We start from the raw sequence: 17658 nt of genomic DNA, 5'->3' as shown, positions 1-17658 counted from the left end.
CGGGATGACCATAAAGGTGATTATGCCGGAAGCTGCTGGCTCGAACAGTGGAAGCTGCCGCCGCCGACGATGATCCCGCGCGCCGGCACGCCGACGGCCCGGCGATCGGGGAAGAGCGCGGCAAGCGCATCGACCGCCGCTTGATCGTTCGGCACGCCATAGGTCGGCACGACGACGACCGTGTTGCCGATATAGAAGTTCATATAGCTCGCCGCCGCAAGCTCGCCGCCCACTTCGACGCGGCCGGGCGAGGGGAGATCGACGATCTCGATGCCCCCGAACGCCGCGGCCCGCGCGCGCGCATCGGCATAGATTTCGGCATTGGGGTCGTCATCGCCCGCCGCGACGGGAATCGCGAGCCGGCCTTCGCCGACGAAGCGCGCCAGATTGTCGACATGGCCGTCGGTGTGATCGCCGATCAGCCCCTTGCCGAGCCACAGCAGCCGCTCGATGCCGAGCGACTGGTGCAGCCTGACCGCGATGTCTTCGCGCGTCAGCGTCGGGTTGCGGTTGCTGTTGAGCAGGCATTCTTCGGTTGTCACGCAGAGCCCGGTGCCGTCGACGTCGATCGCGCCGCCTTCGAGCACCCAGTCCTGATCGTCGACCGGCAGCCCGCTCGCCGCCGCGAGCGCCGCGCCGACTTCGCGGTCGCCGGGCATGACGAATTTCTCGCCCCACCAGTTGAACTCGAAATTGCGCGCGTGCCGCGTGGCGCCGGTGCCCGCGACGATCGGCCCGGTATCGCGCAACCAGATGTCGCCGAGCGGCTGGACGATTATGCGCACGCCCGCCTCGACGAGCTCCGCGGCGATGGCTGCCTGGCGCTCGTCGTTGACGACCAGCCGCACCTCCTCGCCGCGGCCGCCGTCATGGACGGCGCCCGCAAAGGCGGCGACATCGGCACGCGCCGCGTCGATCTGGCCCGCCCACTCCTCGTCGAGGTGCGGAAAGCCGATCCATACCGCTTCGTGCGGCGCCCATTCGGCAAACATGCGCAGCGTCATGGGCGCCGTCCGATTACTTCGCCGGGCGCGACTTGTCGCGCGCGGCCCGGAACTCGTCGCCCTTCACCCAGTTCGGCCAGGCGTCGGTCGAGGCGAGCATGCGGCCTGCGGCATAGAAGAGCTTGAGGTCGGCGAGCATGCCGTCCCAATTCTTGATCGCCGCATATTCGTCGCCAGGCGCGTGATAGCGGTTTTTCTCATAATCCTCGGCCGCTTTCTTGCCGGCTTCCTTGCCGCCATCGACCAGGTCTTCGCCCGAGCCGAAGTTGAAGAAGGGCACGCCGTGCTTTGCGAAGCTGAAATGATCGGAGCGGTAATAGAAGCCCTTCTCCGGCGTCGGTTCGTCGACGATCGTCACCTTCGCCGCCTTGGCGATCTTTTCCAGATAGGTGTCGAGGTCCGACTTGCCGCGCCCGACGACGACGATGTCCTTCGCCGGGCCGTTCGGGTTCAGCGCGTCCATGTTGACGCCGCCGACGGTCTGAGCGAGCGGGAAGATCGGGTTGTCCGCATAATAGGCCGACCCAAGCAGCCCCGATTCCTCTGCGGTCACCGCCAGGAAGACGATGCTGCGATCGGGCGCGGGCGCCTTCTGATAGGCCTGCGCGAGCGTCACGAGTCCCGCGACCCCGCTCGCATTGTCGACCGCGCCGTTGCAGATATCGTCACCGTTCACCGGCGTGCAGCGGCCGAGATGGTCCCAGTGCGCGGTATAGAGCACATATTCGTCGGGGCGCTTCGCCCCCGGCAGTACGCCGATGACGTTATGCGACATCTTCTTCGCGATCTGGTTGTCGAAACCGAACGAAGCTTTTACGCCGGTCAGCGGCACCGCCTTGAAGCCCTTCTTGCCCGCCGCCGCGCGCAGCTTGTCGAAATCCTGCCCCGCGCTCGCGAGCAGTTCCTTCGCCTTTGCAAGCTGGATCCAGCCGTTCGCCGCGGTCTGGTCGGCGCCGCCATTCTTGGTCTCGGCCAGATATTGGGTGCCGGTGTTGCTGCTTTCCACGACGTTCCAGCCATAGGCGGCGGGTTCGGTGTCGTGGACGATCAAGGCCGCGGCGGCACCCTGGCGCGCCGCTTCCTCATATTTATAGGTCCAGCGGCCATAATAGGTCATCGCGCGGCCGCCGAACTCGCCCTTGGCCTCGGGGGTCTGCCAGTCGGGGTCGTTGACGAGGATGATGACGGTCTTGCCCTTGACGTCGAGCCCGGCATAATCGTTCCAGCCCTTTTCGGGGGCGTTGATGCCGTAACCGACGAAGACGACGTCGCTGTCCTTGACCTCGGTTTTCGGCTGGACGCGATAGCTGAAGGCGACATAGTCGTTGCCGTAGTTCAGCGTGACCGGCGCCTTGCCGCCGGTGAAGCTGAGCGGTGTCGCGTTCTTCGCGGTGATCTCGACCAGCGGCACGTCCTGCGTCCACTTGCCGTTGTTGCCGGGCTTGAGCCCCGCGTCCTCGAACTGCTTGATCAGATAGGCGAGGGTCTTTTCCTCGCCCGCGGTGCCCGGCGCGCGGCCTTCATAGGCATCCGACGAAAGCTCCTTGGTCACGCCCTGCAGCGTCTGCAGCGACAGCTCGGGAAACTGGACGTCGGGAAGCGAGGCCGCGTCGGGGCCGGCCGCCTTGTCGGATCCGCTGCACGCGGCAACGGACAGAAGGACCGCGAAAGCCGCGGTTGTTCGGGGGAAGCGAAGCATGGAATGTCCTTGGAGTTCGTTTGCGACGCCGGACTTGTGCCAGCCGCGCGGCTCCGATGCAAGAAGGGCGGCCCTTTCGGACCGCCCCCTTGAACGCGTTTCGGTCGAAACCGGATCAGCGCGAATAGAATTCGACGACCAGATTCGGCTCCATCTTCACCGGATAAGGCACTTCGTCGAGCGTGGGCACGCGGACGTAGGTCGTCTTGGTACCGTCGACCGACAGATATTCGGGCAGGTCGCGCTCGGGCAGGCTCTGCGCTTCGGCGACCAGCGCCATTTCCTGCGCCTTCTTGCCGAGGGTGATTTCATCGCCCGGCTTCACGAGGCGGCTCGCGACGTTGCACTTCACGCCGTTCACATAGACGTGACCATGGCTGACGAGCTGGCGCGCCGAGAAGATGGTCGGCGTGAACTTCGAGCGATAGACGACCGCGTCGAGGCGGCGTTCGAGCAGGCCGATCAGATTCTGGCCGGTGTCGCCCTTCATCCGCGACGCCTCGAAATAGTTCTTCTTGAACTGCTTTTCGGTGATGTCGCCGTAATAGCCCTTCAGCTTCTGCTTCGCGCGGAGCTGGATGCCGAAGTCCGACATCTTGCCCTTGCGGCGCTGACCGTGCTGGCCGGGGCCATATTCGCGGCGGTTGACCGGGCTCTTCGGGCGACCCCAGATGTTCTCGCCCATGCGGCGGTCGAGTTTATACTTGGCGCTCTGGCGCTTCGACATTGTCGTCTCCAATATGCTGTGTGCCGAAGGATTTCGGCGGTATCCCGGGTCGCACCATATGGAGATTTCCATATGCGACCACCGCTTCACCGGGGTGCGGGGTCCATTGCGAAGGCGCGCGACTAGACGGGGAAGGGCGGAAAGTCAAGCGTTGCGGGGCGAGGCGAGACACCCGCCTCGACAGCGCGGAAAAAGCCGTTAAAGGCAGCGCGCATGACAGCCGCCAAACTTCCCGAACAGTGCGAAACGATGACCGAAGTCCGGATCGGGGTCGACGCCGTCGACCGCGAATTGGTCGCGCTGCTCGTCCGCCGCTTCGGTTACATGGATGCCGCGGCGCGGATCAAGAGCGATCGCGGCACTGTCCGCGACGAAGCGCGCAAGGCGCAGGTTCTCGACAATGTCGCGCGCGAGGCGGCGGCGGCGGGGCTTGATCCCGACCGCATCCGCGCGGTGTGGAACGAACTGGTCGAACAGTCGATCGCGCATGAATTCGATCGCTGGGACGGGATTCGGGGTTAAAATATCACCGTGTCCCCGCGAAGGCGGGGATCCATCATCTGCCGGTTCCAGATGGCGCCTACCGGAGATGGCCCCGCCTTCGCGGGGGAGCGAGGATTTCCGATCGGTGATAGCCATCTTAAGATTCTTCGGCATCCCGCGCAGATTTGCGCTTTCTTCCCAGTGTCGTGATGATGCCGTGCATCATCCGGACGTCGTTATAGGACCAGCCCGTCTTGGTGATCGCAGTGCGCAAGGTGCGTAGCGTCGCCTCGGTCCGCTCGGGCGGGAAGAAATAGCCGGCGGCGTCGAGGTCGCGATTCAGATGCTCGATCAATTGTTCGAGTTCGCCCTGCGGTGCGGGCGGATCGAGATCGACCGTGGGCGGGCTCGCCAATGCGACGCCCTTTGACCATTCGTAGGCGAGCACGATCACGGCCTGCGCGAGGTTCAGCGAACCGAATTCAGGATTGATCGGCACGGTGACGATGGCGTGCGCCAGCGCGACATCGTCGGTTTCCAGCCCCGACCGCTCCGGCCCGAAGACGTAGGCCGAGCGGCCTGCACTTGCATGAACCTGCGTCGCCGCGGCGACGGGCGTCAGCACCGGCTTGGTCACGCCGCGCTTGCGCACGGTGGTAGCATAGACGGTCGTGCAGTCGGCGACTGCCTCGGCAAGGCTGTCGTAAACGGTGGCCTCGGCCAGCACGATATCGGCGCCCGATGCCGCGGGACCCGCGTCGGGGTTCGGCCAGCCGTCACGCGGGGCGACGAGACGCAGTTCGGTCAGCCCGAAATTGAGCATCGCGCGCGCCGCCTTGCCGATATTCTCGCCAAGTTGCGGACGGACGAGGACGATGACGGGGGGCGGGGCGGCCGCGGTCATTTGCTGGGCCGCGCCGCCTCGGTGATCGACGAGGCGAATTCCTCGAAATCCTTGGCTTCGGTGAAGTCGCGATAGACGCTTGCGAAGCGGATATAGGCGACATTGTCGAAGCCCTTCAGCGCCTCCATCACCATTGCGCCGATCTGCGCCGCTTGCACTTCGTTATCGCCCGAGGTTTCGAGCTGGCGCTGGATGCCCGAGACGAGCCGTTCGATCCGCGCGCCGTCGATCGGGCGCTTGCGGCAGGCGATCTGGACGCTGCGCATCAATTTCTCGCGGTCGAAGGGCTCGCGGGTGCCACCCGCCTTGAGCACCGCGACCTCGCGAAGCTGGATGCGTTCAAAGGTCGTGAAGCGCGCGCCGCAGTCCTCGCACTGGCGGCGGCGGCGGATCGCGGCGCCGTCCTCGGTCGGACGGCTGTCCTTCACCTGGCTGTCTTCATGTCCGCAATAGGGGCAGCGCATGGGTCAGCGTTTCACCCGCGAATAGAGCGCGATGGCGGCGCCCGCGAACAGGCCGACCGGCCAGGTGACGACCGGCAGCACCGCGCCCGCGATCGCACCGATGACGCCGCCGGTCAGGACAGGGCGCGTAGAGGGATGATCGATCCCCTGCTTGCCCATCGCCTTGACCTCTTCGATCGTCAACTCGACCAGCGTCGGTTCTTCGGGGTGCTGCCGCGCCATCGCTCTTAGCCCTGATAGATGGGGAAGCGCTCGCAGAGCGCGCGGACGCGGCCGCGGACGTCGGCTTCGACGTCGCCATGCTCGCCCTTGTCGCGCAGCGCTTCGAGCACGTCCGCGACCATGTCGCCGATCGCCTCGAACTCGGCGATGCCGAAGCCGCGCGTCGTCCCGGCGGGCGAACCGACGCGGATACCGCTGGTCTTGACCGGCGGCAGCGGGTCGAAAGGAACGCCGTTCTTGTTGCAGGTGATCGCGCTGCGTTCGAGCGCCTCGTCGGCGTCGCGACCGGTGATGCCGAGCGGGCGGAGGTCGATCAGCGCGAGGTGCGTGTCGGTGCCGCCCGCGACGACGTCGGCGCCGCGCGCCTTCAGCCGGTTCGCGAGCGCCTGCGCATTGGCGATCGTCGCCTTGGCATAGGCCTTGAACTCGGGGCGCAGCGCTTCGCCGAAGGCGACCGCCTTCGCGGCGATGACATGGACCAGCGGGCCGCCCTGCAGGCCGGGGAAGACCGCTGAATTGATGCGCTTCGCGATCGCTTCGTCATTGGTCAGGATCATGCCGCCGCGCGGGCCGCGCAGCGTCTTGTGCGTCGTCGTGGTGACGACATGCGCATGTTCCATCGGCGAGGGATGCGCGCCGCCCGCGACCAGTCCCGCGAAATGCGCCATATCGACCATCAACAGCGCGCCGACATCGTCGGCGATGGCGCGAAAGCGCGCGAAGTCGAGGGTGCGCGGATAGGCCGAACCGCCCGCGATGATCAGCGAGGGGCGATGTTCCTTCGCAAGGCGCTCGACCTGGTCGAAATCGACGAGATGGTCGTCGGCGCGCACGCCATATTGCACCGCATTATACCATTTTCCCGACATCGCGGGTGCCGCGCCGTGCGTCAGATGACCGCCCGCATCGAGGCTCATGCCCATGATCGTCGCGCCGGGCTTGGTCAGCGCGAGCATGACCGCGCCGTTCGCCTGCGCGCCCGAATGCGGCTGAACATTGGCGAAATTGCAGTCGAACAGTTGTTTCGCGCGGTCGATCGCCAGCGTCTCGACCTCGTCCGACGGGCCGCAACCCTGATAATAGCGCTTGCCCGGATAGCCTTCGGCATATTTGTTGGTGAAGACGCTGCCCTGCGCCTCGAGAACCGCCTTGGAGACGATATTCTCCGACGCGATCAGTTCGATCTGATGCTGCTCGCGGTCGAGTTCATGCTTCATCGCCGCCGCGACGGCGGGGTCGGTCGCGGCGACGCCGTCGGTGAAATAGCCGGCCGATTTGATGGGCTTGTCGAGCGTTTCGGTGGTCATCGGCTGGTCTCCAGTTGGGGCGGGTGGGAAAGCTTGTCGACGCGCGGGCCATGGCGGCCGCCGGCAAAATCACCGACGAGAAAGGATGTGACGCAGGCCTTTGCCATATCCTCGCCGATCAGCCGCGCGCCCATTGCGAGCACATTGGCGTCATTATGCTCCCGGGAGAGCGCCGCCGCATAGGGGTCGCTCACCAATGCGCAGCGCGCGGCGGGATGGCGGTTGACCGCGATCGAAATGCCGATCCCCGAACCGCACAGCGCGATACCGCGTTCGGCACGGCCATCGGCGATGGCCTCGGCGAGCTTGTAGCCGAAGTCGGGATAATCCACCCGGTCCGCCGTCGCTGGACCGAGGTCCAGCACCTCGTGATCGAGGTCTCGCAGCCAGGCCGCGAGCACGGCCTTGAGCTCGTAAGCGGCGTGGTCAGAGGCTATCGCGATGCGCATCGGGGCGGCTCCCGCAGGGGTGACAGGGAATCGATGAGCGCGCTTTAGGCGAAGCGGCCCGGATTGACCATAAGCCAGGTGGCAAATTTGTGACGCGGGCGATAAAGCCGCCCTATGTCCGACACCATCCTGTCCCTGCTGATGCTCGCCGGGGTCGCGCTGACCGGCGGCGCGGTGTATATTTTCCGCACCGGCGACCGTAAGCGCGCGCTGCTGATGTTCGTCGCGGCGCTGGTGATGTTCGCGAATATCGCGATCTGGCTGGTGCCGACGAAATAGATCCGACAAAAACCTTCGTCATTGCGAGCGGAGCGAAGCAATCCAGGGCGGTTTACGCTTGCTCTGGATTGCCGCGCGGCTTCGACAAAGTCGAAGTTTATCCTGAGCGGCCGGCCTGCCGGCCAGCCGAAGGGCCGCTCGCAATGACCAGGTTTGATTCATCACCGAATCGGCGAATCGGGGGCGAGGCGCATATCCAGATAATTATCGAGCGACTTCATGAGCTGATCGAGCTCATGCTCGAAGAAATGGTTCGCGCGCGGGATTTCGTCGTGATGGATGGTGATCCCCTTCTGCGTCCGCAGCTTGTCGACCAGCTTCTGGATCGCGGCGGGGGGGACGATCTCGTCCTGCCCGCCCGCGACGATGATTCCCGACGAGGGGCAGGGGGCAAGGAAGCTGAAGTCGTACATGTTCGCGGGCGGCGCGACCGACAGGAAGCCGCGGATCTCGGGGCGGCGCATCAGAAGCTGCATTCCGATCCACGCGCCGAAGCTGAAGCCCGCGACCCAGGTCGTCTGTGCCTCGGGGTGGATCGACTGGACCCAGTCGAGCGCCGAGGCGGCGTCGCTGAGTTCGCCGATGCCGTTGTCGAACGTCCCCTGGCTGCGGCCGACGCCGCGGAAGTTGAAGCGCAGCACCGCAAAGCCGCGCGCGACGAAGCTCTTGTACATCGCCTGGGTGATGCGGTCGTTCATCGTGCCGCCGCCCTGCGGGTGCGGATGCAGGATCAGCGCGACCGGCGCGCGCGGGCGCGGCGGGGGCGAGAAGCGGCCTTCGATACGGCCTTCGGGGCCGGGGAAAATAACGTCGGGCATGGGCGCACCTTCTTTGGTTCGGGGCTGGTCACCGATTCGCCGGACGGCGGGGTGGCGGAGCTGGATGCGCGCCTATATAGAAAATAGGTCTCGACTTGCAACTTTTGCGAATCGTTCGCAATAAGGATCGTTTCGCGGAATGATTTACCTCGACTATCAGGCCACGACGCCGCTCGCTCCCGAGGCGCGCGAGGCGATGCTGCGCTGGCTCGAAGGGCCGGGCGAGGGGGATGGTTTCGCGAACCCGTCGAGCACGCACAAGGCGGGCCGCGCCGCAGCGGCGGCGGTCGAGGTGGCGCGCGATCAGGTGGCGGCGCTGCTGCCGAAGGGTGGGCGCGTCTTCTTCACCTCGGGTGCGACCGAGGCGCTCAACTGGGCGCTGTTTCGCGGCGCGCAGGCGAAGCCGGGCGGGGTCGCGGGGCTGAGCATCGAACATGCCGCGTCGCTGCAATGTCTCGAGCGGCTGAACGCGACGATCCTGCCGGTCGACGGCGCGGGGATCGCGCTGCCGCCCGATGACGCGCTGATCCCCGAGCAGGGCCTTGTCGCGGCGATGCTGGTGAACAACGAGGTCGGGACGATCCAGCCGGTCGCCGCTTTCGCCGCCGCCGCGCACGCGAAGGGGAGCCTGCTGCTCTGCGACGCGGTGCAGGGGTACGGCCGCGTTGCCATCCCCGACGGCGCCGACCTGATCGCACTTTCGGCGCACAAGATTCACGGGCCGAAGGGCATCGGCGCGCTGTGGGTGAAGGACGGTGTCGACCTCGAGCCGCTGATGGTCGGCGGCGCGCAGGAACAGGGGATGCGGTCGGGCACCGTTTCCCCGGCTCTGTGCGCCGGGTTCGGCGCCGCCGCGGCGCTCGCGGCCGAGCGCTTCGATGCGGATGCGGCGCATGTCGAACGGCTCTGGTCGCTGGCGATGGACATGCTGCCCGAATGGACGCTGGGCGGCGCCGCGGCGCCGCGCTATCACGGCAATCTCAATGTCCGGCGCGACGGGGTGAATGGCCTCCGTCTGATGTCCGACGCGCGCGATGTCGCTTTCTCGCTCGGCAGCGCGTGCGGCAGCGGATCGGGCAAGGTCAGCCATGTGCTGCGCGCGATGGGGGTGAGCGAGGCCGACGCCCGCGCCTCGATCCGGCTCGGTTGGGGACGCTATACCAGCGAAGCGGAATTGCGCGCCGGGCTGACCGCGATCAAGGATGCGGCGCGGCTTCAGGGAGTCAATTGAGTGCGCGTCACCTTCATCCACGCCGACGGCAAGGGGCGCACCGAGGCCGAAGCGAGCGCGGGCGATGTCCTGCTCGACGTCGCGCAGGCGCATCTGATGCCGCTCGAAGGGACGTGCGAGGGGCAGATGGCCTGTTCGACCTGCCACGTCATCGTCGCCAAAGAGCATTTCGACCGCTTGCCGCCCGCGAGCGAGGAGGAGGAAGATATGCTCGACCTCGCCGCCGGGGTGCGCCGCACCAGCCGGCTTGCCTGCCAGATCGTCCTGACCGGCGATCTCGACGGGCTGATCGTCCATATTCCGTCCGAGAGCCGCAATATGCAGGGGCCGCGTTGATGCGCGCGGCCATTGCCGTCGCCGCGCTGCTTGGCCTTGCGGCCTGTTCCGCCGCCTCCGCTCCGGTGCGCGAGGCGACGGGCGATTCGGTGCTGCTCGCCAGGCAACTCACCGACATCGAGCGCCGCTCGGGCGGGCGTCTGGGCGTCGCGGTGACCGACACCACCGGCCGGTTGCTGTTCGGCCACCGCGCCGACGAACGCTTTGCGATGTGCTCGACCTTCAAGCTGCTGCTCGCGGGGCAGGTGCTGCGCGGCGCGGCGGGCGGCGGCCTGCCGCTGCGCACGCCCTTGCCGCTGACCCGCGCCGATCTGCTGCCGCATTCGCCCTATAGCGAAACGCAACTCGCGGCGGGCGAACTCAGCCTCGGGGCCGCCGCCGAACATAGCGTCAGGATCAGCGACAATGCCGCGGCCAATCTGATCCTCAAGGCGACGGGCGGGCCCGCGAGCTTTACCCAGCATATGCGCGCGATGGGCGATGCGGTGACGCGGCTCGACCGAACCGAGCCCGAACTCAACGAGAATGTGCCCGGCGATTCGCGCGACACCACCAGCCCCGCGGCGATGGCGAAAAGCGGCGCGATGCTCGTCTATGGCGATCATCTGACCGCCGATGACCGGCGGACGCTGCGCGGCTGGCTGATCGGCAGCAAGACCGGCCGCGCGCGCCTTCGCGCCGGGCTGCCACCGGCGTGGATCGCCGGCGACAAGACCGGATCATGCGGCACCGCCTATAACGACGTCGCCTTCGTCGAGGCGCCCGACGGCAACAAATATATGATCGCCGCCTATCTCGACCGTCCGACGGTGAACGGCGATGCCGCAGATGCTATCCTTGCCGATGTGGCCCGCGCTTTCGTGGAGAATCCGTTCGACTGACCGCGCGGCTTGCATTTCCGCGCCGCCGCCGCCATATGCGCGCCGGGAGTCGGGCGGACGCAGTCTTCGCCAACCCGGTCAGGTCCGGAAGGAAGCAGCCGCAACGAATTCGCTGCGGGTCGTTCCGGCTCCCACCTCCAGACTATCGTCAGACTTCATCGTCACCCCGGACTTGATCCGGGGTCCCGCTTTTCACCGTTGCTGAGCGGGACCCCGGATCAAGTCCGGGGTGACGTGGTTTGATCTACCCTTATTCCCCTTCGACAAGCGCTCCGGCCGCCCCTAAGACAGACCCCATGAGCGATTCCGCCGACGACGATACCCCGATGCTGGGGATGGATTTGCCGGAGACTCCGGCGCCCGCTTCGAGCGGTCCTTACCGCGTCCTTGCCCGCAAATATCGCCCGCAGACCTTTGCCGAGCTGATCGGGCAGGATGCGATGGTCAAGACGCTGGGCAACGCCATCGCGCGCGACCGGCTGGCGCACGCCTTTCTGATGACCGGGGTGCGCGGGGTGGGGAAGACCTCGACCGCGCGGCTGATCGCCAAGGCGCTGAACTGCATCGGCCCCGACGGGCAGGGCGGGCCGACGATCGACCCGTGCGGCGTCTGTGAGCCGTGCCGCGCGATCACCGAAGGCCGTCATATCGACGTGATCGAGATGGACGCCGCGTCGAACACCGGCGTGGATGACGTGCGCGAGATCATCGAGGCGGTGCGCTATGCGGCGGTGTCGGCGCGCTACAAGATCTACATCATCGACGAAGTGCACATGTTGTCGCGTAACGCCTTCAATGCGTTGCTGAAAACACTCGAAGAGCCGCCGCCGCACGTCAAATTCCTGTTCGCGACCACCGAAGTGAACAAGGTGCCGGTGACGGTGCTGTCGCGCTGCCAGCGCTTCGACCTTCGCCGTATCACCCCCGATATGCTGTTCGCGCATTTCAGCGCCATCCTGCAAAAGGAAGGTGTCGAGGCCGAGGCGCCCGCGGTCTGGCTGATCGCGAGCGCCGCCGAAGGGTCGGTGCGCGACGGCCTGTCGATCCTCGATCAGGCGATTGCGCACGCCGACCTCGACGGCGGCGGCAAGATCGGCGCCGAACAGGTGCGGGCGATGCTCGGCCTGTCCGATCGGTCGTCGATCGCGCAATTGATGGCGGCGATATTGGAGGGCGACAGCGGCGGCGCGATCGACCTCGCCCGAGCGCAATATGCGCTGGGAATCGAACCGGTCGCGATGGTGCGCGGGCTGATGGACCTGACCCACGCGGTCACGCTCGCCAAGGTTTCGCGTCACGACGATCCCGCGCTGGCCGAGGCCGATCGCGAGCGGATCGGCGACTGGGCGAAGAAGCTGGGTTTCGCGCCGCTGAACCGCCTCTGGCAATTGCTGCTCAAGGGGCATGACGAGGTGTTGCGCGCGAACAATCCGCTCGAACATCTCGAAATGCTGCTGCTCCGCGTGATTTATGCGGCCTCGCTGCCCGATCCGGGGGAATTGGCGAAGCTGCTCGAAAAGGGCGGCGTGCCGACGATGCCGCTGGCCGTCCCGGCTGCGGCGGCGGGGGCAGAGCCGCAGGCTGTCGAGGTCATTGCCGAACCCGCCGCGTCGAACCTCGGCGAGCCGCCAGCATCGGCGCTGACGATTACGCAGATTCTGCGGGTGCTGGAGGATCTGAAAAAATCCCAACTGGTCCGGCTGGTTCATGACGAGGTGCGGGTGGTTGAACTCGAACCCGGATTGCTCGTTTATGCTCCTGCGCCGGTGCTGGATGGGGATTTCGCCCGCCAGCTTGCGGACACGCTTCGTGCGCACACCGGAAGCCATTGGCAGGTGCGGCCGGGTGACGGTCCGGCTCGCCCGAGCCTCAAGGACATCGAAGAGGCAAAGGGGGCCGACAATGACACCCGCATCCGCGAACTGCCCGTCGTGAAGGCCGCTCTGGCGGCTTTTCCCGACGCGAGGCTTGTCGAAGACGACAATCATCACCAAAGGTCCCAGCCATGAAATCGATCGAAGAAATGATGAAGGCGGCGCAGGAAGCCGCCGCCACCGTGCAGGCGCAGATGCAGGAGGCGCAGACCAAGCTCGACACGCTCGAGGTCGAGGGCGTTTCGGGCGGCGGCCTCGTTAGGATCGTCGCGACGGCCAAGGGGCGCATCAAGGCGATCCATATCGACGACAGCCTGATCGTCCCGTCGGACAAGCAGATGCTCGAAGACCTGCTCGCCGCCGCGTTCAACGATGCGCGCGAAAAGGCCGATGCGGTGAGCAACGAGGAAATGGGCAAGATGACGAGCGGCCTGCCGCTACCCCCGGGGTTCAAGCTGCCGTTTTGACGTCCTTTCATCCGTCATCCCGGCGAAGGCCGGGATCTCGCCAGTGCATCAAAACGCTGGGGCGAGATCCCGGCCTTCGCCGGGATGACGGATTGAGACGGGAGAGCGAGCCTTACCCGTTCACCCCACCGTCATTGAATGCGCGGCAAGTTACGCCATATTAGCGATGATCACCCTATAAGAAGGGCGGAGCCGCCGAAGCCGGGGCTCGCTCAGGAGCCGTAATGACGCAATCTTTCCCCCTGTTGCCGCTACGCGATATCGTCGTTTTCCCGCACATGATCGTTCCGCTCTTCGTCGGCCGCGACCGTTCGGTCGCCGCGCTCGAAGCGGCGATGGAAGCCGACAAGGAAATCTTTCTCGTCGCCCAGCTCGATCCCGGCGAGGACGACCCGCAGCGCGACGACCTTTACGACACCGGCGTGATCGCCACCGTGTTGCAGCTTCTGAAGCTTCCCGACGGCACCGTCCGCGTCCTCGTCGAGGGCAAGGAGCGCGCGGAGCTGCTGAAGCTCGAAGATGACGGCAAGGCGGTGATGGCGAGCGTCAAGCCGGTCGCCGACTCGACCGACGACAGCGTCGACACCGCGGCGCTGATGCGGTCGGTCGTCGACCAGTTCGAAAACTATGCCAAGCTCAACAAGAAGATGCCCGCCGAAACCGCGGTGCAGCTTTCGCAGATCGACGATGCGTCGCGCCTCGCCGACTCGGTCGCGGGCAATCTCAACATCAAGGTGTCCGACAAGCAGGCGCTGCTCGTCGAGGATGCGCCGGCGAAGCGGCTCGAAATGGTCTTTGCCTTCATGGAGGGCGAACTCGGCGTGCTCCAGGTCGAGAAGAAGATCCGCGGCCGCGTGAAGCGGCAGATGGAAAAGAGCCAGCGCGAATATTATCTCAACGAACAGTTGAAGGCGATCCAGCGCGAACTCGGCAACGACAGCGGCGAGGGCGGCGACGATCTTGGCGAGTTGCAGCTCAAGATCGACGGCCTCAAAATGTCGAAGGAAGCCAAGGCCAAGGCGAACGCCGAGCTCAAGAAGCTGCGCGCGATGGCGCCGATGTCGGCCGAGGCGACCGTCGTGCGCAACTATCTCGACACGCTGACCGGCTTGCCGTGGGGCAAGAAATCGAAACTCAAGAAGGATATCGCCAAGGCGCAGGCCGTCCTCGACGACGACCATTATGCGCTCGAAAAGGTCAAGGACCGGATCGTCGAATATCTGGCGGTGCAGGCGCGCACCAACAAGCTGAAAGGCCCGATTCTGTGCCTCGTCGGCCCGCCGGGTGTCGGCAAGACCTCGCTCGGCCGCTCGATTGCCAAGGCGACGGGGCGCGAATTCGTGCGCCAGTCGCTGGGCGGCGTGCGCGACGAGGCCGAGATTCGCGGCCATCGCCGCACCTATATCGGATCGTTGCCGGGCAAGATCGTGACCAACCTGAAAAAGGCGGGGACGATGAACCCGCTGTTCCTGCTCGACGAGATCGACAAGCTGGGCCAGGATTTCCGCGGCGATCCGGCGTCGGCGCTGCTCGAAGTGCTCGACCCCGAACAGAATGCGAAGTTCCAGGACCATTATCTGGAGGTCGACGTCGATCTTTCGGACATCATGTTCGTGACGACGGCGAATTCGCTCAACCTGCCGCAGCCGTTGCTCGACCGCATGGAGATCATCCGGCTCGAAGGCTATACCGAGGATGAGAAGGTCGAGATCGCCAAGCGTCACCTGATCGCGAAGCAGGTCGAGGCGCATGGCCTGAAGGCGGGCGAGTTCGAACTGACCGACGAAGGCCTTCGCGACCTGATCCGCTATTACACCCGCGAAGCGGGCGTCCGCACCCTCGAGCGCGAGATCGCGCGGCTGGCGCGCAAGGCGCTGCGCAAGATTCTCGAGGGCAAGGCGGAGAATGTGCGCGTGACTCCCGACAATCTCGCCGAGTTCGCGGGCGTACAGAAGTTCCGCCACGGCGTCTCGGACGGCGAGGATCAGGTCGGCGCGGTCACCGGCCTCGCCTGGACCGAGGTCGGCGGTGAATTGCTGACGATCGAGGCGGTCACCGCGTCGGGCAAGGGACAGGTTCGCACCACCGGCAAGCTCGGCGAAGTGATGACCGAGTCGGTGCAGGCCGCGCTGTCCTTCGTGAAGGCGCGCGCGCCGGCCTATGGCATCAAGCCCAGCCTGTTCGCGCGCAAGGATATCCATATCCACCTGCCCGAAGGCGCGGTGCCGAAGGACGGCCCGTCGGCGGGCGTCGGCATGGTCACCGCAATGGTCTCGACCCTCACCGGCATCGCGGTGCGCAAGGACGTCGCGATGACCGGCGAAGTCACGCTGCGCGGCCGCGTTCTCGCGATCGGCGGGCTCAAGGAGAAATTGCTCGCGGCGCTGCGCGGCGGCATCACGACCGTGCTCATTCCCGAGGAAAATGAAAAGGATCTGGTCGAGATTCCGGCGAACATCACCGAAAAGCTCAAGATCATTCCGGTGAACCATGTCGACCAGGTGCTGGCCGAGGCGCTGGTTTCGCCGGTCGAGCCGATCGAATGGACCGAGGCCGACGAGCTTGCCGCATCGCCCCCGCATGCGCCCGGCGGCGACCCCGAAAGCGCGATTCGCCACTGATCGGCCGGCCGATCACCCTCCATTCGTCCTGATTCGTCGTAAAATCGGCGTTTTGGAGCGGTTTTCTGCGTTTTTTGCTTTGACAAGCCGGGCCGAAACATCGTTAGTGGCGCGCCATGGCTTCGGGCCATGAATCATTCGATCAACCAACCACTCACAGGGGTTCCTTAGGCATGAACAAACAAGACCTGATCGCCGCCGTCGCTGACTCGAGCGGCCTCACCAAGGGCGATGCGAGCAAGGCGGTCGAAGCCGTGTTCGATTCGATCACCGGCGCGCTCAAGAAGGGCGGCGAAGTCCGTCTCGTCGGCTTCGGCACCTTCGCGGTCAGCAAGCGCAAGGCGTCGACCGGCCGCAACCCGCGCACCGGCGAAACGATGACCATTGCGGCGTCGAACCAGCCGAAGTTCAAGGCCGGCAAGGCCCTCAAGGATGCCGTCAACTAAGTTGACCGCACCTTTGGGTGACATCTTTTCGGGCCGTGGCGCAAGCCGCGGCCTGATTTGATTCCTGGCGATCCCGGACGATCGATGTCGAATGGGCGTTGCATTACCCGCGCGAGCGGCTATGGACGGCCGGCTTTCGGAAGCCGTCGGCTTTTCGGTCGGCATGGAATGGGCGCGTAGCTCAGCGGTAGAGCACACCCTTCACACGGGTGGGGTCACAGGTTCAATCCCTGTCGCGCCCACCATTCCCCCGACCCGACCGGCGCGGCGCAGAGGCCGAATATCGGCTGTCCGCTTCATTCATCGCTTATTCAATGCGTTCGCATTAGAAGCACGGGCCATGATCCGCACCCTGTTCCTCTCGCTCGCTTCCGTCCTGCTCCTTGCCGCTTCGCCCGCGTCGGCGCGCGTCGAGCGCGATCAGGACAATATGCGCGACGCCGCGGCGCAGGGGCAGGTCATTCCGCTCAACCGACTGGTGGCGGAAGTGAAGGCGCGACCGCCCTACAACGGCATGACCTATCTCGGCGGGCCGCAGTTCGATTCCGGGCGGATGATCTATGCGCTCAAATTCATGGACGGCTCGCAGGTCGTCATCGTCTATGTCGACGCCCGCACCGGCCGGATCGTCGGCCGCAAACCCTGACACCCCATTACCGAACGAGGACCGCAACGACATTTTGCGATGATCGTTCGGACTTGATACACAGTCGTGACACGGCGGCCGGAATGCCGGTGCGCAAAGGAAAGGCGCCTGAATGCGGATTTTGATTGTCGAGGACGAGCCCACGCTGGGCCCGCAGCTCAAGGCCACGCTGGAAGGTGCCGGTTACGCCGTCGACCTCGCGACCGATGGCGAGGACGGCCATTTCCTCGGCTCGACCGAAAATTACGACGCGGCGATCCTCGACCTCGGGCTTCCCGAGATCGACGGGCTGACCGTGCTCGACCGTTGGCGGCGCGAGAAGCGGAACTTCCCCGTTCTCGTCCTGACCGCGCGCGACAGCTGGTCGGACAAGGTCGCGGGGCTCGACGCGGGGGCCGACGATTATCTGGCGAAGCCGTTCCAGACCGAGGAACTGATCGCCCGCCTGCGCGCGCTGATCCGCCGCGCCTCGGGCAATGCGTCGAGCGAGCTGATCGCGGGCAAGGTCCGCCTCGACACGCGCTCGGGCCGCGTGACGCTCGACGGCGAGCCGGTCAAGCTCACCGCGCAGGAATATAAGCTGCTGTCCTATCTGCTCCATCACAAGGGCAAGGTCGTGTCGCGCACCGAGTTGATCGAGCATATCTACGATCAGGATTTCGATCGCGATTCGAACACGATCGAGGTGTTCGTGACGCGCATCCGCAAGAAGCTGGGCGCCGACATCATCACCACGATCCGCGGTCTCGGCTACCAGCTCGACGATCCGCAGGGCTGAGTCGCGCGTGGCGGACGCCGCC

General features: G+C 65.6%; 20 protein-coding genes, 1 tRNA gene and 1 other RNA gene. 13 read left to right on the top strand and 9 right to left on the bottom strand.

Annotated features, from left to right (window positions below):
• Nucleotides 1-20: 20 nt before the first annotated feature.
• The 3 genes from ACVENA_RS09850 to rpsD form a co-directional block, all read right to left on the bottom strand.
• Nucleotides 21-1004, bottom strand: coding sequence for an agmatine deiminase family protein (locus ACVENA_RS09850; RefSeq protein WP_449328645.1), 984 nt, complete (start codon nucleotides 1002-1004; stop codon nucleotides 21-23).
• Nucleotides 1005-1017: 13 nt separating this feature from the next.
• Complete coding sequence (locus ACVENA_RS09845; RefSeq protein WP_449328644.1) at nucleotides 1018-2703, bottom strand: M28 family metallopeptidase; 1686 nt, start codon at nucleotides 2701-2703, stop codon at nucleotides 1018-1020.
• Nucleotides 2704-2818: 115 nt separating this feature from the next.
• On the bottom strand, nucleotides 2819-3430 hold the full coding sequence (gene rpsD, locus ACVENA_RS09840; RefSeq protein WP_257550473.1) for a 30S ribosomal protein S4: 612 nt from the start codon (nucleotides 3428-3430) through the stop codon (nucleotides 2819-2821).
• Nucleotides 3431-3643: 213 nt separating this feature from the next.
• Between rpsD and ACVENA_RS09835 the strand changes: the two genes are divergently transcribed.
• Complete coding sequence (locus ACVENA_RS09835) at nucleotides 3644-3952, top strand: chorismate mutase (protein ID WP_449328643.1); 309 nt, start codon at nucleotides 3644-3646, stop codon at nucleotides 3950-3952.
• Nucleotides 3953-4070: 118 nt separating this feature from the next.
• Here the strand turns inward: ACVENA_RS09835 and ACVENA_RS09830 are convergent, their stop codons facing one another.
• From ACVENA_RS09830 to rpiB, 5 genes are read right to left on the bottom strand one after another with little or no spacing between them, the layout of a single operon-like run.
• Nucleotides 4071-4817 carry an RNA methyltransferase gene (locus ACVENA_RS09830; protein WP_449328642.1) on the bottom strand — a complete coding sequence of 249 codons (747 nt, stop codon included), beginning with the start codon at nucleotides 4815-4817 and terminating at the stop codon, nucleotides 4071-4073.
• Complete coding sequence (nrdR, locus tag ACVENA_RS09825) at nucleotides 4814-5281, bottom strand: transcriptional regulator NrdR (protein ID WP_257550467.1); 468 nt, start codon at nucleotides 5279-5281, stop codon at nucleotides 4814-4816. The genes ACVENA_RS09830 and nrdR overlap by 4 nt, the downstream gene beginning before the upstream one ends.
• A 3-nt stretch (nucleotides 5282-5284) precedes the next feature.
• A complete protein-coding gene (locus ACVENA_RS09820; RefSeq protein WP_257550465.1) occupies nucleotides 5285-5503 on the bottom strand; it encodes a hypothetical protein in 219 nt (72 codons plus the stop codon).
• A gap of 5 nt (nucleotides 5504-5508) precedes the next feature.
• Nucleotides 5509-6810 carry a serine hydroxymethyltransferase gene (gene glyA, locus ACVENA_RS09815; protein ID WP_449328641.1) on the bottom strand — a complete coding sequence of 434 codons (1302 nt, stop codon included), beginning with the start codon at nucleotides 6808-6810 and terminating at the stop codon, nucleotides 5509-5511.
• On the bottom strand, nucleotides 6807-7259 hold the full coding sequence (rpiB, locus tag ACVENA_RS09810) for a ribose 5-phosphate isomerase B (protein WP_449328640.1): 453 nt from the start codon (nucleotides 7257-7259) through the stop codon (nucleotides 6807-6809). The genes glyA and rpiB overlap by 4 nt, the downstream gene beginning before the upstream one ends.
• A gap of 114 nt (nucleotides 7260-7373) precedes the next feature.
• Here rpiB and ACVENA_RS09805 point away from each other — a divergent pair, with 114 nt between their 5' ends.
• Nucleotides 7374-7538 (top strand): hypothetical protein, encoded by a 165-nt coding sequence (locus tag ACVENA_RS09805; RefSeq protein ID WP_449328639.1) that lies wholly within the window; start codon nucleotides 7374-7376, stop codon nucleotides 7536-7538.
• A 161-nt stretch (nucleotides 7539-7699) separates the two neighbouring features.
• Here the strand turns inward: ACVENA_RS09805 and ACVENA_RS09800 are convergent, their stop codons facing one another.
• Complete coding sequence (locus ACVENA_RS09800) at nucleotides 7700-8356, bottom strand: alpha/beta hydrolase (RefSeq protein WP_058453864.1); 657 nt, start codon at nucleotides 8354-8356, stop codon at nucleotides 7700-7702.
• A gap of 139 nt (nucleotides 8357-8495) precedes the next feature.
• Here ACVENA_RS09800 and ACVENA_RS09795 point away from each other — a divergent pair, with 139 nt between their 5' ends.
• From ACVENA_RS09795 to ACVENA_RS09745, 11 genes are all read left to right on the top strand, one after another.
• A complete protein-coding gene (locus tag ACVENA_RS09795) occupies nucleotides 8496-9587 on the top strand; it encodes a cysteine desulfurase family protein (RefSeq protein ID WP_449328638.1) in 1092 nt (363 codons plus the stop codon).
• Entirely contained in the window at nucleotides 9588-9923 is a 336-nt protein-coding gene (locus ACVENA_RS09790) for a 2Fe-2S iron-sulfur cluster-binding protein (protein ID WP_449328637.1), read from the top strand.
• Nucleotides 9923-10804, top strand: coding sequence for a class A beta-lactamase (gene bla, locus ACVENA_RS09785; protein WP_449328636.1), 882 nt, complete (start codon nucleotides 9923-9925; stop codon nucleotides 10802-10804). Before ACVENA_RS09790 ends, bla begins: the two co-directional genes overlap by 1 nt.
• Before the next feature lie 41 nt (nucleotides 10805-10845).
• An RNA gene (gene ffs / locus ACVENA_RS09780) (signal recognition particle sRNA small type) lies at nucleotides 10846-10943 on the top strand.
• 157 nt (nucleotides 10944-11100) lie between these two features.
• On the top strand, nucleotides 11101-12813 hold the full coding sequence (locus ACVENA_RS09775; RefSeq protein WP_449328635.1) for a DNA polymerase III subunit gamma/tau: 1713 nt from the start codon (nucleotides 11101-11103) through the stop codon (nucleotides 12811-12813).
• Entirely contained in the window at nucleotides 12810-13145 is a 336-nt protein-coding gene (locus tag ACVENA_RS09770) for a YbaB/EbfC family nucleoid-associated protein (RefSeq protein WP_257550443.1), read from the top strand. The genes ACVENA_RS09775 and ACVENA_RS09770 overlap by 4 nt, the downstream gene beginning before the upstream one ends.
• A gap of 224 nt (nucleotides 13146-13369) precedes the next feature.
• Nucleotides 13370-15766: an endopeptidase La gene (lon, locus tag ACVENA_RS09765; RefSeq protein ID WP_449328634.1), complete on the top strand. Its 2397-nt coding sequence runs from the start codon at nucleotides 13370-13372 to the stop codon at nucleotides 15764-15766.
• 173 nt (nucleotides 15767-15939) lie between these two features.
• On the top strand, nucleotides 15940-16212 hold the full coding sequence (locus ACVENA_RS09760; RefSeq protein ID WP_003044445.1) for an HU family DNA-binding protein: 273 nt from the start codon (nucleotides 15940-15942) through the stop codon (nucleotides 16210-16212).
• 170 nt (nucleotides 16213-16382) lie between these two features.
• Nucleotides 16383-16457 (top strand) — tRNA-Val (locus ACVENA_RS09755).
• 95 nt (nucleotides 16458-16552) lie between these two features.
• Nucleotides 16553-16858, top strand: a complete 306-nt coding sequence (locus tag ACVENA_RS09750) for a PepSY domain-containing protein (protein ID WP_449328633.1) — start codon at nucleotides 16553-16555, stop codon at nucleotides 16856-16858.
• A gap of 112 nt (nucleotides 16859-16970) precedes the next feature.
• Nucleotides 16971-17636: a response regulator transcription factor gene (locus ACVENA_RS09745; protein ID WP_106000501.1), complete on the top strand. Its 666-nt coding sequence runs from the start codon at nucleotides 16971-16973 to the stop codon at nucleotides 17634-17636.
• Nucleotides 17637-17658: the final 22 nt, after the last annotated feature.

It is taken from the genome of Sphingopyxis sp. 550A (assembly GCF_053569535.1).
The sequence above is the reverse complement of the archived record's forward strand: the minus strand, read 5'-3'. Positions and strand labels throughout refer to the sequence as shown.